General features: G+C 64.5%; 9 protein-coding genes and 4 pseudogenes. 2 read left to right on the top strand and 11 right to left on the bottom strand.

Annotated features, from left to right (window positions below):
- Positions 1 to 71 precede the first annotated feature (71 nt).
- Positions 72 to 941, top strand: a pseudogene (locus A6E15_RS21515) (LLM class flavin-dependent oxidoreductase); the annotation flags it as partial.
- A 38-nt stretch (positions 942 to 979) separates the two neighbouring features.
- On the opposite strand, the gene A6E15_RS17595 reads toward A6E15_RS21515, so the two are convergent.
- The 3 genes from A6E15_RS17595 to A6E15_RS17605 all read right to left on the bottom strand — a co-directional run bounded on the left by A6E15_RS17595 (position 980) and on the right by A6E15_RS17605 (position 4484).
- A complete protein-coding gene (locus A6E15_RS17595; RefSeq protein ID WP_175607293.1) occupies positions 980 to 2422 on the bottom strand; it encodes a dihydrolipoamide acetyltransferase family protein in 1443 nt (480 codons plus the stop codon).
- A gap of 95 nt (positions 2423 to 2517) precedes the next feature.
- Positions 2518 to 3483: an alpha-ketoacid dehydrogenase subunit beta gene (locus A6E15_RS17600; RefSeq protein ID WP_076148464.1), complete on the bottom strand. Its 966-nt coding sequence runs from the start codon at positions 3481 to 3483 to the stop codon at positions 2518 to 2520.
- Positions 3480 to 4484 (bottom strand): thiamine pyrophosphate-dependent dehydrogenase E1 component subunit alpha, encoded by a 1005-nt coding sequence (locus A6E15_RS17605; RefSeq protein ID WP_076148466.1) that lies wholly within the window; start codon positions 4482 to 4484, stop codon positions 3480 to 3482. Before A6E15_RS17605 ends, A6E15_RS17600 begins: the two co-directional genes overlap by 4 nt.
- 183 nt (positions 4485 to 4667) lie before the next feature.
- Here A6E15_RS17605 and A6E15_RS17610 point away from each other — a divergent pair.
- Positions 4668 to 5417: pseudogene (locus A6E15_RS17610) on the top strand (SDR family NAD(P)-dependent oxidoreductase).
- Positions 5418 to 5948: 531 nt separating this feature from the next.
- On the opposite strand, the gene A6E15_RS17615 reads toward A6E15_RS17610, so the two are convergent.
- From A6E15_RS17615 to A6E15_RS17640, 8 genes and pseudogenes are all read right to left on the bottom strand, one after another.
- The gene (locus A6E15_RS17615) at positions 5949 to 6314 is read right to left on the bottom strand and encodes a metal-sulfur cluster assembly factor (RefSeq protein ID WP_076148468.1); all 366 of its coding nucleotides are present in this window, start codon (positions 6312 to 6314) and stop codon (positions 5949 to 5951) included.
- Positions 6314 to 7405, bottom strand: a complete 1092-nt coding sequence (locus tag A6E15_RS17620; RefSeq protein WP_076148470.1) for an amidohydrolase family protein — start codon at positions 7403 to 7405, stop codon at positions 6314 to 6316. The genes A6E15_RS17615 and A6E15_RS17620 overlap by 1 nt, the downstream gene beginning before the upstream one ends.
- A gap of 402 nt (positions 7406 to 7807) precedes the next feature.
- Positions 7808 to 8977, bottom strand: coding sequence for a thiolase family protein (locus A6E15_RS17625; protein WP_076148757.1), 1170 nt, complete (start codon positions 8975 to 8977; stop codon positions 7808 to 7810).
- A 431-nt stretch (positions 8978 to 9408) separates the two neighbouring features.
- A complete protein-coding gene (locus A6E15_RS21520) occupies positions 9409 to 9729 on the bottom strand; it encodes an AMP-binding enzyme (RefSeq protein ID WP_245800672.1) in 321 nt (106 codons plus the stop codon).
- A gap of 153 nt (positions 9730 to 9882) precedes the next feature.
- Positions 9883 to 10692, bottom strand: a pseudogene (locus A6E15_RS17630) (AMP-binding protein); the annotation flags it as partial.
- Between the two features lie 19 nt (positions 10693 to 10711).
- Complete coding sequence (locus A6E15_RS21735) at positions 10712 to 11857, bottom strand: acyl-CoA synthetase (protein WP_277612947.1); 1146 nt, start codon at positions 11855 to 11857, stop codon at positions 10712 to 10714.
- A gap of 109 nt (positions 11858 to 11966) precedes the next feature.
- A pseudogene (locus A6E15_RS21740) lies at positions 11967 to 12119 on the bottom strand (hypothetical protein); the annotation flags it as partial.
- 426 nt (positions 12120 to 12545) lie between these two features.
- Positions 12546 to 13535 (bottom strand): MBL fold metallo-hydrolase, encoded by a 990-nt coding sequence (locus tag A6E15_RS17640; RefSeq protein ID WP_076148474.1) that lies wholly within the window; start codon positions 13533 to 13535, stop codon positions 12546 to 12548.
- Positions 13536 to 13559 lie beyond the last annotated feature (24 nt).

Raw genomic sequence — 13559 nt, forward strand, 5'->3', positions numbered from 1 at the left:
CGCTCGAGCGCTGGGGCTGGGACGCCCTCTGGGCGATCGACTCCCAGTAGCTCTACACCGACCTCTACGTCACGCTCACGGCGTGTGCGAGGGCGACCGACGAACTGACGCTCGCGCCCGGAATCACCAACCCGAAGAGCCGACATCCCTCCGTGACGGCGAACGCGATCGCCTCGCTGGATCAAGTTGCCGACGGCCGAACCGTCCTGGGGATCGGCGCCGGCGATAGCGCCGTCTACTCGGTCGGCAAACAGCCGGCCACGGTCGACGAACTCGCGGAGAGCGCCGGGAAGATCCGGCGGCTACTCCGCGGCGAGGAAGTCGCGTTCGGCGGCGAACCCTTCCGCCTCGAGTCGCGGCGGCGAGACGTTCCGACCTACGTCGCCGCCGAGGGGCCGCAGACGCTTCGAATGGCCGGCGAAGTGGCTGACGGCGTCATCTTCGGCGGCGGGCCGAACCCCGAGACGGTCGAGGACCTCGGACTGGCGAACGTCCGCCGCGGGGCGGAACGCGCCGGATGATCCCTCAAAGACATCGATATCGTAACGCTCACGCCGACCTGCGTCGCTGGGACTCGAGCGGAGGCGGTCGAGAAGCTCGAGTCGGTCATCGAACCGATCGCCTACCACAACTTCACGTTCTCCGTCGAGGAAGCGCCGGACGACGTGCAGGCCGATCTCCGCGCGCTCGTCGACGCACACGACATGCAGGAACACGGCGACGAGGAAGCCGATGCGCTCTCCGACATCGACGACGAGGTGTGGGAGTACCTCGGCGACCGCTTCGCCGTCGCGGGGCCGCCCGAGACGTGCCGGGAGCGACTCCGGTCCCTCGAGGACCTCGGCGTCGATCACGTCATGTGCCTGTTCCCGCCCGACCGAGTCGCGGAAAACGAGCGGTTCCACGAGGCGGTCTTCGCGGGCACCGATCTGGTGCCCTGAGAGCGACCGACTCGGGGTCCGGTCCGTCGCGCCCCGTGCTACACGGCGTCGAACGCTCGACCGGGGTACTCGAGGTACTCGGCGAGCCGGTCGAGGAACGCGCCCGAGTCGGCGCCGTCGAGGGCCCGGTGATCGATCGTCAGGCTGAACGTCATCCCGCGCTCGAATTCGACGTCGCCGTCGCGCTCGACGGGCATCGGCTTGCGGCGACCGAGCGCGAGGATCGCGACTTGTGGCGGATTGATGATCGAGTAGGAGACGTCCATGTCGAAGACGCCGACGTTGGTGACGGTGAAGGTGCCCCCCTGGAGATCCGACGGTTCGTGTTCGTTTTCGAGGACCGCGTCGACGAGCCTACGCCGTTCCGACGCTAACTCCTCGAGATCGCGATTCGGCGCGTCGTCGATCACCGGCACCACGAGCCCCTTCTCGCTGTCGACCGCGTAGCCGACGTTGACCTCGTCGATGAGTCGGTGTTCCCCGTCCTCGAAGTGGGCGTTGAACTCGGGGAGATCCTCGAGCGTCCGGCCGACGAAGTGAAGCACGAGGTCGTTCAACGAGACGTCGACGCCGTTCTCCTGCAGTCGGTCCGTGACTTCCTCGAGCCGTTCGATGCCGATCTCGCGCGTCCCCATGACGTGGGGCTTCTCTCGAGCGCTCTCGCTCAGACGCTCCGCGATCGTCTTCCGCGCGCCGGTGAGTTCCCGCGAGTCCGTCACGGTGAGGCCGTCACCGGACGACTCGCCGCTCGCGGACGCCGACGCGTCGGGCCCGTGGTCACCGCCGCCGCTCGCGAACTCGACCACGTCGTCCTCGGTGATCGCCCCCTGCGGACCCGTCCCGTCGACTCGCGACAGTTCGACGCCCTCTTCTTCCGCTCGGCGCTTCGCTCGCGGCGTCGCCTTGACGTCCGCCGTCGATCCGCCGTCGGAATCGGACTCGTCGCCGCCCCCTGCCGACGCTCCGTCGCCGCTCTCGAGGAACGCTTCGATATCGTTCTCGGTGACCGCTCCCTGGGGTCCCGTTCCGTCGATCCCCGTCAGGTCGACGTCTTCGTCGTTTGCGCGGCGCTTGGCCCGCGGCGTCGCCTTGACGTCCGCGGCCGCCGCGGCCGTGCCGCCGTTTGCCTCCGCACCGGCGGAGCCGGCGTTCGGACTCGCTGCCGCCTCATCGGCACTCGACCGGCCGTCGTCGCTTCCGCCGTCGTCTTCGAGTTCCGCTACCGACGGCGCCGACTCTCCCTCCTCGCCGATCACCGCGAGCGGTTTGCCCACCTCGATGGCGATCTCTTCGCCCTCCTCGACGTACTGCTCGAGCAAGACCTCGCTCGCCGGCGCCTCGATCTCGGCGCTGGCCTTCTCGGACTCGAGGACGGCGACGACGTCTCCCTCCTCGACGCGGTCGCCCGTATCGAACTCCCAGGCGACGAGATCGCCGTAGTCACTCAGCCCGAGCTTCGGAATCCGTACTACGTCTACCATGTTTGCTACCATGGTTCACCCTTCTATTTAAATTCTCACCCGCGTCGATCGTCGAAAGGCTGGACGCTCGGTGAACGGAGTCGCAGCCGACGGTCCTAGAAGAGCGACTCGATTCCGTCGGCGATGCGATCGGCCGAGGGCAGGGCTTCCTGCTCGAGCGGCGGACTCAGCGGAATCGGGATCTCTTTCACCCCGATGGTCTTCGGCGGCGCGTCGAGGCTGAAGAAGTCGTTCTCGACGATTTCGTTCGCGATGTGGCCCTGTGTCCCGTAGCGTTCGACGGTTTCGTCGACGACGACCAGCCGCCCCGTCTTCCGGACGCTCTCGGCGATCGTCTCGGTGTCGAGCGGGGCGAACGTCCGGGGATTGACGATCTCGACGTCGGCGTCGACCTGCGCCGCGGCTTCCTTCGCGCGGTGGAACATGAGCTGGGTCGCGACGACGGTGACGTCCTCGCCTTCCTCCTCGACCGCGGCCTCCCCGAGCGGAAGCGTGTACTCCTCCTCGGGGACTTCGCCTTTCGTCTCGCTCAGCATCTTGTGCGGGAGGAAGAAGACGGGATTGTCGTCCCGGATGGCGCTCTTGAACAGCCCCTTCGCGTCGTACGGCGTCGTCGCGGTGACGACGACCCACCCCGGGACGTTCCCGAGCCAGGAGTGGACGGACTGGGAGTGCTGTGCGCCCGCACCGATCCCGGCCCCGGACGGCGCGAAGATGGTGAGCGGGGCCTCGATCTGCCCGCCGCTGACGTAGGGCTGTTTCGGGATCTGATTGAACACCTCGTCGCCCGCCGTCGCCGCGAAGTCCGCGAACTGCAGTTCCGCGACCGGACGGATCCCCCCGACGGCGGCACCGAGGGCCATGCCCGCGATCCCGATCTCGGACAGCGGCGTGTTCCGCACGCGATCGCGACCGTGCTTCTCGTAGAGTCCCTCGGTCTCGCCGAAGTTCCCGCCGAACTCCTCGACGTCCTCGCCGAACAGGACGACGTCCTCGTCCCGCTGCAGTTCCTCGTCTATCGCCTCCGCGATCGCCTGTACGTACGTGATCTCTCGCGTCATCGTCGATCACCCTGTCCGTAGAGCGGTGTCTTGTAGACGTGTTCGTAGGCCGCTTCCGGTTCGGGTTCCGGGCTCTCGCGAGCGAACTCGACGGCCTCCTCGACCTCCGCTTCGATGTTCGCGACCATATCCTCGAGTTCGGCCTCGGTGATGACGCCGTTCTCGAGCAGTCGCTCCCGGTAGTTCTCTATCGGATCTTTCTCTTCCTTGGCCCGTTCGTAGGCTTCCTCGTCGCGGTAGGTCTCTTTGTCCCCCTCGAAGTGCGGAACGAGGCGGACGACGCGGCTCTCGATGACCGTCGGCCCTTCGCCGCTACGGGCGCGCTCGATCGCCTCGGAGACCGTGTGGTACACTTCTTCGACGTCGCTCCCGTCGATGCTCTCGGTGGGCATATTGTGCGGGATGCCGTAGTCCGAGAGGCGGTCCGGTGACAGCGATTCGGCGGGCGTCGAGATGGCCCACTCGTTGTTCTCGATGACGAACACGACCGGCAGGTCCCAGTACGCGGCGAAGACGAGCGCCGTGTGGAACGAGCCGCGGCTCGTTCCGCCGTCGCCGATGGTCGTCACCGCCACGTTGTCGGTGCCTTTCATCTCCTCGGCGAGCCCGAGTCCGACGGCCGGGTTCTGCCCGGAGCCGATCGTCGCGGCGTGCCCGTACAGCCGCCGATCGACGTCGGAGACGTGCATCTGACCGCCGTGACCCTCGTTCGATCCCCCGACGCGTCCGTAGAGTTCCGCCATGATCTCCGGGAGCGGCACGCCCTTCGCGATGTACTGTCCGATCAGCCGGGCGCCGCCGACGGCCAGCCAGTCGTCGTCGTCCATCGCGGCGCCCATTCCGACGTGTGATCCTTCGTGACCGCCACTGAGGTGTACGAATCCCGGAATCTCTCCCTCTCCGAACCGCTCTTTCGTCTCCTCCTCGAAGACGTCGATGCGGAGCATCTCCTCGAGGAAGTCTCTCGCCAGTTCGTCGTCGACGCTAACTTTTTGTGTCATGTGATCTCACAGTATGGGGTTGCTTCGGTGAGGCGTATAAAACTATCCCAGGTGATACGTCCGACGGAAGGGACCACGGGACGGTACAACTCGAGTATGGAGAACGGAGATCGAAATCGGTCCGTCGACGGACCGGTCGGCCACCCGTACTTTCTTATGGAAGACTCGCCTCTTTGGAGCCGAATGCGAGGGTTACGAGACAAGACTGCGGTGATCACGGGCGGTGCCTCGGGTATCGGACGCGCGACGGCCCACCGACTGGCAGAGGAAGGCGTCGACGTCGTCGTTACCGATATCGACGCCGACGGCGGCGAAACGACCGTCGAGCAGATCGAGACGAACGACGCGGCGGACGGGACCGCCGAGTTCCGTCCGCTCGACGTCAGCGACTACGACCGGTTCGAGGAGTGCTTGCTCGCCGTCGCGGAGAGCTACGGCGGACTGGACGTTCTGTTCAATAACGCCGGCGTCGGCGAAGCGCGCTCCTTTCGCGAAACGACGCGCGACCACAGGGACGAACTGATCGACGTGAATCTGAACGGCGTGTAGAACGGGTGTCACGCCGCCCTCCCCATCTTCGAGGAGAACGGCGGCGGAGCCGTCGTCAACACGGCGTCGATGGCGGGCTGGAAACCGGCGCCGATCACGACCTACGCGCTCACGAAAGCGGCAGTGCTTCACTTCACGCGGTCCGTCGCCGGTGAGTTCGCTCAGTACGACGTGCGCATCAACGCGGTCTGCCCGGGTCTGATCGATACGGCGATGACCGACGAGTGGTACTCCGCAGAAGAACAGGAGGCCATGCGCCGACAGACGGCGCTCGACCGCTGGGCCGACCCGGAAGAGGTCGCGTCCTGCGTCGCGTTCCTGGCCAGCGAGGACGCGTCGTACGTGACCGGCCGCACGATGAAAGTCGACGCCGGCTACGTCTGAACGGCTGGTATACGGTAGTCGGTACAGTACGCCGTCCGGTTGCTCAAAACGGGTCAAGGAAGCGGTCGGGCGTGACGAGTGACGCCACAGACCGACTCGAAGGAGATCGTGAGACACCGTCCGAAAACGGGTCTCGCCGAACGAGTCGATCGATACTAGGGCGGGAATGTGTGACACGTACTCTTATGTCGATCGCCGACGAACCGCTCAATCGCAGGGGTGAATCCCGCCTCGTAGCTGCCAAATCCAGCCACTACTGCCGCCCCTGCTCATGGAATCCCGTGTCTGGCCGGTTCCCGACGGCCGTTCACCGTTCGTTTCGGAACAACCGTTCGATCAGATCCCCTCCCGTCCTTGTGCGAGTTGGGGCACGAGAACAGTTCGGTATCGCCCTGACGAACTGAAATCGCGGCTTCAGCTACGCATTCGATCGATCGCCCTCGAGAGACCGATTGATCGGTTTCCGGCCTCTATCGAATACGTCGCACAGTCACCACAGCGTGAGAGTCGCTCGTCAACTCTCTGTTCTCATCAACCGTCGGCAGCTGTCTCGTCGAAGTACTCCGCTCGGCGAGCGGCTTTCCGTTTCTGTCGCTGCTGCTGTGCTTCCTCGGCCATCATCCCCGTGTGCCAGTCGACGCCTTCGTCCGTCTCGAGAGTGACGGACGTCACCCCCTCGATGGCCCCGACCCGCTCGTCGATTTCCTCGACGAAGTAGGGGAGTTGCATACAGAAGGGCGTGGTGAGTCGCATCGAGACGGTAACGTGGCCCTCATCGATGTCGACTGCGTCGAGGAGGCCCATCTCGATAATACTGAGGTCCGTTCCGTTGGCCGCGCTACACGGGTCGACAACCTCGTCCAGTCGCTCGCGGATCCGGTCCTCTAGGGCGGACATCACGCCACCTCGCCGTTCGTCGTCGAGTACGGTTCTGCAAGTTCTCCGTCCGGTTGTGCAACATCGAACTCGTCGTCCTCGAGACGAGCGCGGGCCTCGTCGATGTCGAGACCGATGAGATTCGCGTAGTTCTCGCCGAGGATCTTCCGCTTGTGGTCGTCGGTGATCTGCGGGAGTTCACCCATCATACTGGTGTTCTTGCGGACCGCCTCGGAGAACTCGAAGTCGCGGAACGCTTCGAGTTGGGGCCGCGGGTGGACGGACATCGCTCCCGAACTCCAGAACAGCCGGTCCATACCGTCTTCGCCAAGGAAACTGATCAATTCGGCCAACAACTCGCCGAACCGCCGTTCGTTACCGAGCAGAATAGCCGGCAGTCCCTCGAGGTTGACGTAGACGTTCGGGAAACGAGCGAGCTGCCAGGCGGTCTCTTCGGTGAACGAATAGCCGCCGTGGACGATACTGAACGTGAGGTCGGGAAAGCTCTCGGCCGCTTCGTCGACGTCTCCGGGGTGATACGGCCCTCGCGGGACGGGCCCGAACGGAATGGCTTTGTGGATATCGATGAGTTCGATGCCGAGGTCGTGAGCCTTCTCGAAAACGGGGAACGCGACCTCCGGATCTCCCATGCTCCAACCTTCGTGATGGTCCTCGCTCCAGTGGGACGGATACAGTTTGATCCCGAGCGGGTCGAAGTCCCGGATCTGCGCCTCGAGTTCCTCCTCCCACTCGTCTCGGAGCGGATCCACGCAGGCGTAGGAACGGAACCGATCGGGCCATCGGTCCACGACCTCGCCCGCTTTGTCGTTGGCGACCAATCCGTCGTGGAAGGCGTACATCGGAACTGGATGGAACGTCGCCATGTCCGTGTAGCTCTCTTCGAACAGCATGGTCGCCGTCTCTTCGACGCCCCAGTCTCGCACGAACCCCTCCGGAGTGAGAGTGTACTCGTCGGAAACGACGCTCGACACGTTCCCGAAGAGCATCTCCGTGATTCCCTCGGCGTGCTGTTCGTTCCGGTAGTTCGATGGGGCCATGTTGTACGAGTGCGTTACGGCGTCGTACACGAACGTCTCCTCGAGGTCTAACATAGGTACTCCCCGCCTCGTTCTCGGTTTCGTTGCTCGAATTCACACGGAACTGCCCGCATAGTGTTTGACATTGTATATGTTGTTTGTTAACAGATCACTATTAATAGCTTCGGACGAGACTCAAATAGTGATTCGACAGGAGTGATGCGGGACAGGAGAGGGTCTGTCAATCACCGTCAACTGCCTCTGAACAGGAACTTCCACAGGCGAATTTTTCGGTACTGTGACGGCTGCGACGATGAGACAGCACCTCTCCACCACCGAACCCGAACGCGAAGACGAGCAGGGACAGACGGCCGTCACGGTGAGAGTGGGAGTCCGCCCGGCCCCGAAAACGGGTAATACGTTCTCTACTCAGCAATCTACCGAAAGCGCTAACGGGAACGGGAGAAGCGTTCGCCGCTAGACCCGCTCGAGGATCGTGGCGATCCCCTGTCCGAAGCCGATGCACATGGTCGACAGCGCCGTGTCTTGGCCCGTCCGCTCGAGTTCGTGGGCCAACTTGGTCAGCAACATCGCGCCGGTCGCGCCCAGCGGGTGGCCGTGGGCGATCGCGCCGCCGTTGACGTTGACGTCCTCCCAGGACGCGCCGGTCTCCTCGAGCCAGGCGGCGACGACCGAGGCGAAGGCCTCGTTGACCTCGAACAGATCGATGTCGCCGACCGACATGTCGGCCTGCTCGAGGACGTTCTCGGTGGCCGGAATCGGTCCCTTGAGCATCGTCACGGGGTCGACGCCGACGACCTCGGTCTGGACGATGCGGGCCATCGGGTCCCAGCCGTGTGCCTCGGCGGCCGCCTCGCTCGCGATCAGCAACGCGGCCGAGCCGTCGACGATCCCCGAGGAGTTTCCGGGGTGGTGAAAGCCCTCGCCCTCCTCGCGGAACGACAGCGGCAGTTCCGAGAGGGTTTCCATATCGGTTCCGGGACGGGGGTGTTCGTCCTGTTCGACGACCACCTCTTCCCCGTCGAGTTCGGTCTCGACCGGCGTGATCTGGTCATCGTAGCGGTCCCCGTCCCAGGCCTCCTTCCAGCGCCGTTGGGAGTCGACGGCGATCTCGTCGAGTTGCTCGCGCGTGAACCCATACTCCTCGGCGATGCGTTCGGCGCCTTCGCCTTGGTGGGTCAGCTCGTCGAAGTGTTCGAAGTAGGTGTCGGTGACGGATTCCGATCCGTCGGCGCCGGCGACGCCGTCCGACCCCATCGGCACGCGGGTCATGTGTTCGACCCCGCCCGCGATGAGGACGTCGTGCTGGCCGGCCATGACGTTCGCCGCGGCGAAGTTCGCCGCCTGCTGGCCCGATCCGCACATCCGATTGAGTTGGACGCCCGGAACGATATCGCCCCAGCCGGCGACCATCGGTGCGATTCTGGCGATGTTTAACCCCTGTTCGTCCGTCGGCGTTACGCAGCCGTAGATGACGTCTTCGACCGTCTCCGGCTCGAAGTCGTTGCGCTCGCGCAGCGCCTCGAGGGGTTCGGCCGCGAGGTCCTGAGGATGGGTGTCGCGGAACGATCCGTCTCGTTTTCCGAACGGCGTCCGAACTGCGTCGACGATAACTGCGTTTCTTATTGTCACGTGTCTCGTTAACTACCGGCTCGGTAATAGGCTTTGTTCCCGTTCGTCGCGGTAGACGGTCCTCTTAGCGTCTCGTTCGATCGTTTATCGACACCATGTGACGTTATAACAACTAACGCTCCCGTTGGCTTTCCGGCGGACTTGACCGCGAATCGGACGATCAAATAACGAACTAAGTCAGTTATCTTTTCGACCGGTGTTGTGGATCCAAACACCGACTATTGTATATGGTATCTAATATCGAACTGACGTTCCACATACGGAAGGCACCGAATCTGAGCCGCGCTTTCGAACGACTCGTCGCCCTGCGCATCGCGGCGTATACCGAACGAGCAGTCACCTCGGGAAGACGCGGCGACCGGCGAAGAAGGGGTTCGGTAACTGAGAGCGCCCCACGATCGCCTCGTTCGGTCGCGAGAGGCGTGTTACGAATCCGTGATCCCCGCTCGCTCGCGCAGCGTCTGACGGCGTACCTTGCCGGTAGACGTCTTCGGGAGTTCGTCGACGAATTCGATCGTCCGCGGGTATTCGTAGGGCGCGAGTCCGTCCTTGACACGGTCCCCGATCCGCTCTTTCAGTTCGGGCGTCTGTCGGTCCTCGTCGGTCGTGACGACGAACGCTTTCGGCACCGTCCCCCGCTCGTCGTCGGGGACCCCAATCACCGCGGCGTCCGCGACGGCGGGGTGATCCGCGATCGCCCCCTCGACCTCTTGGGGGCTTACGCGGTACCCCGACGTGATGATCACGTCGTCCTTGCGGCCCTCGAACGAGAAGAACCCGTCTTCGTCGACCGATCCCAGGTCCTCGGTCAACAGCCAACCGTTTCTGACTTTTCGGTCAGTCAGGTCCGGTTTCTCCCAGTACTCCTCGAAGCAGACCGGATTACCCTCGTATCGGACCGCAATTTCGCCGACCGTCCCCGGTTCGTCGATCGGCTCGGCGGTCTCGGGATCGACGATCGCCACCTCGTGGCCCGGGGCCGCGAGCCCCATCTTCCCGACTCGAGGCCGTTCCAGCGATCCGCAGTCGGCGACGACGAGGTTCGCCTCGGTCTGACCGTAGAGTTCTTCGACGGCTGCGCCGTCGAACGTCTCCTCCGCCCAGTCGACGACCCCCTCACCGACCGCCTCGCCGCCCGCGCCGACGCGCCGAACAGATTTCAGGTCGTATCGCTCCGCCGGTGCGTCGACTTGCATCATCATTCGCAGGGCGGTCGGCGGCGACCCGAGATCGGTCACTTCGTACCGCTCGAGGAGTTCGGACGCCGACTCGGCGTCGAACCGGTCGGCGTCGTACGCGACCACCGGCCGCCCGTAGTACAGCGCCGGCATCACGAGCGAGAACAGCGATCCGATCCACGACCACTCGACCGGCGTCCAGAACACGGTTCCGTCCGAGGTTCCCTCCTCGAGGAAGCTCTCGGCGAACGCCGGCAGGTGGCCGAGTAGCAGTCGTTGTGCGTGAAGCACTCCTTTGGGGTCGCCCGTGGTTCCGCTCGTGTAGATGAGGAGCGCATCGTCGTCAGCGTCAGTCGCCGCCGTTTCGAAGTCCTTCGGTGACCGCCGTTGCACTGAATCCCACGTCGTCTCGGTCGGAACCGGATCGCAGTCGACGGTCACCACCGTGTCCAGCGACGCGAGGTCGTCGCGGATCGAACGGAATGTTTCGACGCTCGAGTCGCCGACGACACAGGCCGTTGCGCGACAGTCGTCGAGTCGGACGCCCCGATTACTCCTCGAGCGCGGACCGCTTGATCTTGCCGCTGGCGGTCTTGGGAAGTTCGTCGAGGAACTCGACCTCGCGGGGGTACTCGTGTTTCGAGAGTTCGGACCGCGCGAACTCCTGCAGTTCCTCGCCCAGGTCGTCGCCGGGCTCGTGATCGCCGACGAGTGTGACGTACGCCTTGACGATCTCGCCGCGGGTCTCGTGGTCGACGCCGACGACCGCGGCCTCCTCGACCGCGGGATGGTCCAAGAGCGTTTCCTCGACCTCCGCGGGGCCGATCCGGTAGCCCGCCGAGATGATGACGTCGTCGGCCCGGCTGACGTACCAGTAGTAGCCGTCCTCGTCCCGCCGCGCCAGATCGCCGGTCCGGAGCCAGCGGCCCGTGAACGTCTCGAGGGTCGCTTCGGGTCGCCCCCAGTAGGATCCCCGCGCGTCCTCGTCGCGCTCGATCGCGATCTCGCCGACCTCGCCCTGCTCGACGCGGTCGCCGTCCTCGTCCACCAGCGCCACTTCCTCGCCCGGCGTCACCTTCCCCATACTCCCCGGCTTCACGTCCCAGTCATCGAACGCGAAGTTACAGATCGCCATGCCGACCTCGGTCAGTCCGTAGGCGTCCTGAGGCGGCGCGCCCAGCCCCTCCTCACACCAGACGACGGTCTCCTCGTCCAGCGACTCGCCGGCCGAAATCAGCACCCGGAGGTCGATGTCGTACTCCTCGAGATCCATCCCGGCGGCCCGCGCCTGCCGGAGCGCCGTCGGCGGGACCATGGCGTTATCGACGTCCCACTCCTCGAGAGTCTCGAAGAACGTGTGGGGATCGAACTCCCCGCAATAGCACCCGATCGCCGTCCCGCGGATCCCGGACATGATCGTTCCCATGTTGAGTCCGTACGACCACGACGGCGACGCGGCGACGAGATAGACGTCGTCCGGCCGCAAATCGACGACGTACTCCGTGTACGCGTACAGTTCGATCGGGCCGCGATGCGCACTGAGGACCCCCTTCGGCGGGCCGGTCGTCCCGGACGTGTACGTCAGCGTATAGGGATCGTTCGGATGCGTCTCGCCGGTCTCGAAGTCGTCGGAGCGGTCCCGGACCGCGTCGTAGTCGTCGACCGTCACGTCGCCGTCGAAGGCGCCGTCGCCCACACCGTCGACCGTGACAACGCGTTCGAGCGTCGAGGGTCCCGTCGGCGACCGCACACCCGTCCGCCGTCGTGAACAGGACGGCCGCCCCGGAGTCCTCGAGGCGATAGTTCAGTGCGTCGGGCCCGAACACCGGAGCGAGCGGCGTGTAGATCCGACCGGCTTTGATGGTTCCGAAGACGACGGCGTACAGTTCGAACCGCGTCGGCAGCATCGCACCGACCCGGTCGCCTCGATCGGTGTGTGTCTCCAGGTAGTTACTCACGTCGTTCGTCGCCGCGTCGAGTTCGGCGAAGGTGTAGGTGCGGGTCTCGCCGGTCTCGAAGTCCCGGATTCGAAGTCCGGTCGACGACGACGCGTGCCGACCCAACGCCTCCTCGGCGACGTTGAGTGCCTCTCTGTCGCCGACGTGTGCGTGTTCGTCCCAACTCTCGTCGGTCTCGTACCGATCGGAGATCGTTTCGTAGATGCTTCTATATGACCTACGGTACCACTTATCACGATATACGATATGGGTTTTTCGTCTGTCAGAAAAGCAGGATCGACCGGACGGGGACTGCGGTCACCGGTTCGCAACGCACCGTTAGTACGACCGCGGGAGACCGAGGTGGTGTTTCGCGATGTTGGCTTTCCGACGAGGAATGGATTCGCCCGTACGACCCTACGGCGAGTCGAGAGTCCCGCGAGCCGTTCACTTGCTCTCGTAGAACCGAACGCCGTCGTCGAGAACGCTCCGGACAGCACCCCCGTCCTCGAGGTATTCGACGAGTCCGACGGTCTCCGCCAAGATCCGGCTGATTCCGCGTTTCGTGCCCGCTCTCTCCGCCGCGATCTGAAAAGCCGTCACTCGGCCCGATTCGATCCGGTCGAGACACTGCTCGAGTTTGGACTCCAGATCAGCGATAGATCGATCGAGACACTTCTCGTACCGATCGTGTACCGGGCCGTGACCCGGGAACACGCGCTCGAACTGATACGTCTTGAGTCGCTCGAGCGTCGCGTAAAACGTTCGCACACTGTCTTCGACTCCGTCGTCGAAATTGACGAGTAGCGACGGCGCGCGGAACGGTTCCATCGCCATGTCGCCGGAGAAAACGACTCGATCACCATCGAGAGTCGTCCCGAAGCAGGAGTGACTGATGTGATGGCCCGGTGAATAGATCGGGTCGATTTCGCGCGTCCCGACCGTAAACGGGTCGTCGTCGATCCAGACGTCGACCGCGTCCGCGGGAAGCGCCTCGCGTACCGTGCGGTGAGCGGAAAGCAGGCGGTCACTGGCCGAATCGAGGTACTCGGGCTCGAGGCCGGCCTCGAGTAGATTCGTCCGAGTCCGCTCGGCGACCGTTTCCATATCCCGCTCGTATCGATCGCGTAGTTGCGTCGGCGCATAGACGGTCGGCGACCCGGCCTCGAGCAGCGTCGGCGTCTGACCGACGTGGTCCGTGTGACCGTGCGTGAGTACGACGTGGTCGATGTCCGACGGTGCGTACCCGTGGTCATCCAGTTCGGCGCGTAACTCCTCGGCGCCGCGCTCACCGGGCGTCCCCGCGTCGATGAGAATCGGTTCATCGCCCGGAATCACGTACGCCGCCGCGTGGCCAGGCGGCCACTCGACGGTGAACTCCAGTCGGTGGACCCTCGCATCGCGGTCGGTCTCGTCGGTCCGGTTCGTTCCGCTCATGGCGATAGCTACGGTCATCCACGA

This window comes from Natrinema saccharevitans, from assembly GCF_001953745.1.
GTDB lineage: Archaea > Halobacteriota > Halobacteria > Halobacteriales > Natrialbaceae > Natrinema > Natrinema saccharevitans.

What these genes read in the sequence shown, in the direction of transcription:
- A6E15_RS17605 (WP_076148466.1), bottom strand. Translation starts at nt 4,484, where the DNA reads ATGACACAAAAAGTTAGCGTCGACGACGAACTGGCGAGAGACTTCCTC.
- A6E15_RS17595 (WP_175607293.1), bottom strand. Translation starts at nt 2,422, where the DNA reads ATGGTAGACGTAGTACGGATTCCGAAGCTCGGGCTGAGTGACTACGGC.
- A6E15_RS17600 (WP_076148464.1), bottom strand. Translation starts at nt 3,483, where the DNA reads ATGACGCGAGAGATCACGTACGTACAGGCGATCGCGGAGGCGATAGAC.
- A6E15_RS17620 (WP_076148470.1), bottom strand. Translation starts at nt 7,405, where the DNA reads ATGTTAGACCTCGAGGAGACGTTCGTGTACGACGCCGTAACGCACTCG.
- A6E15_RS17640 (WP_076148474.1), bottom strand. Translation starts at nt 13,535, where the DNA reads ATGAGCGGAACGAACCGGACCGACGAGACCGACCGCGATGCGAGGGTC.
- A6E15_RS17615 (WP_076148468.1), bottom strand. Translation starts at nt 6,314, where the DNA reads ATGTCCGCCCTAGAGGACCGGATCCGCGAGCGACTGGACGAGGTTGTC.